Origin of the sequence: Pseudomonas sp. GM102, from assembly GCF_000282555.1 — a bacterium.
Lineage (GTDB): Bacteria > Pseudomonadota > Gammaproteobacteria > Pseudomonadales > Pseudomonadaceae > Aquipseudomonas.
This window is the reverse complement of sequence record NZ_AKJB01000108.1, coordinates 1-1,741: the sequence shown is the minus strand read 5'-3', so window position 1 is coordinate 1,741 and position 1,741 is coordinate 1. Positions and strand designations below refer to the sequence as shown.

The following is a 1,741-nucleotide window of genomic DNA, read 5'->3' as shown; positions in this document are numbered from 1 at the left end:
ATCTGCCACGTGCATTTCAAGGACGTGCGCAAACCGGTGGTGCAACTGGCGCGCAACAACTTGTGGAGCTTCCCGGACTGCATCATCAACGGCACCTTCACTGTGCCCGGCGATGGTGATATTGATTTCGGCGCCTTGCTCGACGTGCTGCTGGCGGCCGATTACCACGGCTGGCTGGTGGTCGAAGCGGAACAGGACCCGGCGGTGGCGCCCAGTTATGTCTACGCCAAAAAAGGCTACGACACCTTGCACGCTCTGCTCGACGAGAGGATTAAGTGATGAGCCTGCTGGTCAAAAGCAACGCCCGTGGTCGGACCATGGTCGAGCTGGGCAAAGGTGAGCTGGAATACGTCGGCTTCGCCGCTTACCGCTTGAGCTTGGGCGAAACCCTGCCGGTGTCGGCGGGTGAAAAAGAATTGTGCCTGGTGCTGCTCAGCGGTCGGGTCAGCATCAAGGGCGAAGCGCCGGGGCAGGGCGCGTTCGACTGGGACAACATCGGTGATCGTCAGTCGGTGTTTGAAGACAAATCACCCTTCGCGGCGTACTTGCCACCCGGCAGTCAGGCGCAAGTGGGCGCGCTCAGCGATGTGCAAATTGCCGTCTGTGCCGCGCCCGGTTCTACCACCAACGGCCTCGGCCCACGGCTGATCAAACCCGACACCATGAAACGCAGCGTGCGCGGCAAAGGCGCCAACACCCGTTACGTCTGCGACATTCTGCCGGATACCGAACCGGCCCATTCGCTGCTGGTGGTGGAAGTGCGCACGCCGTCGGGTCACTCGTCGAGCTACCCGCCGCACAAGCACGACACCGACGATTTGCCGCACCAGAGTTTTCTCGAAGAAACCTACTACCACCAGATCAACCCGCCCCAGGGCTTCGTGCTCCAGCGGGTGTACACCGACGATCGCAGCATCGATCAGGCCATGGCCGTGGAAAACAGCGACCTCGTGGTTGTGCCCAAAGGCTATCACCCGGTCAGCGTGCCCTACGGCTACGAGTCGTACTACCTGAACGTGATGGCCGGCCCGAAACGCGTCTGGCAGTTCCATAACGATCCGCAGCACAGCTGGCTGCTTGATCTCTGAACTAAAAGCCTGAATTCCAACTTCTGCACGGAGAACACGATCAATGAGCAACGCCCCGATCATCGGCCATTACATCCACGGTCAAGTGCAAGACAGCAGCAGCGAACGGTTCAGCAACGTCTTCAACCCGGCCACCGGCAGCGTCCAGGCGCGCGTCGGGCTGGCCAGCCAGAAGACCGTCGACGAAGCCGTCGCCTCGGCCTTGAAAGCCTTTCCGGCCTGGTCCGAACAATCGTCCCTGCGCCGTTCGCGGGTGATGTTCAAGTTCAAGGAATTGCTCGACCGCCATCACGATGAGCTGGCAGAAATCATCAGCCGCGAACACGGCAAGGTGTTTTCGGACGCCAAGGGCGAAGTCACCCGGGGCATCGAAATCGTCGAGTACGCCTGCGGTGCGCCGAACCTGCTGAAAACCGAGTTCAGCGACAACATCGGCGGCGGCATCGATAACTGGAACCTGCGTCAGCCGCTGGGCGTGTGTGCCGGCGTGACGCCGTTCAACTTCCCGGTGATGGTGCCGCTGTGGATGATCCCGCTGGCGCTGATCACCGGTAACTGCTTCATCCTCAAACCGTCCGAGCGCGACCCGTCTGCCAGTGTGCTGATGGCTCGTCTGTTGAGCGAAGCCGGTTTGCCGGACGGTGTGTTCAACG

At 61.1% G+C, this 1,741-nt stretch carries 3 protein-coding genes; all 3 read left to right on the top strand.

Going from position 1 to position 1,741, the window contains the following annotated elements:
- Nucleotides 1-279: TIM barrel protein (locus PMI18_RS05770; RefSeq protein WP_238542620.1), on the top strand; the 279-nt coding region annotated here is incomplete at its 5' end.
- Nucleotides 279-1,088: a 5-deoxy-glucuronate isomerase gene (gene iolB / locus PMI18_RS05775; protein ID WP_007905392.1), complete on the top strand. Its 810-nt coding sequence runs from the start codon at nucleotides 279-281 to the stop codon at nucleotides 1,086-1,088. The genes PMI18_RS05770 and iolB, both read left to right, overlap by 1 nt.
- A 43-nt stretch (nucleotides 1,089-1,131) precedes the next feature.
- The coding region (locus PMI18_RS05780; RefSeq protein ID WP_007905391.1) for an aldehyde dehydrogenase family protein at nucleotides 1,132-1,741 on the top strand (610 nt) is incomplete at its 3' end.

What these genes read in the sequence shown, in the direction of transcription:
- iolB (WP_007905392.1), top strand. Translation starts at nt 279, where the DNA reads ATGAGCCTGCTGGTCAAAAGCAACGCCCGTGGTCGGACCATGGTCGAG.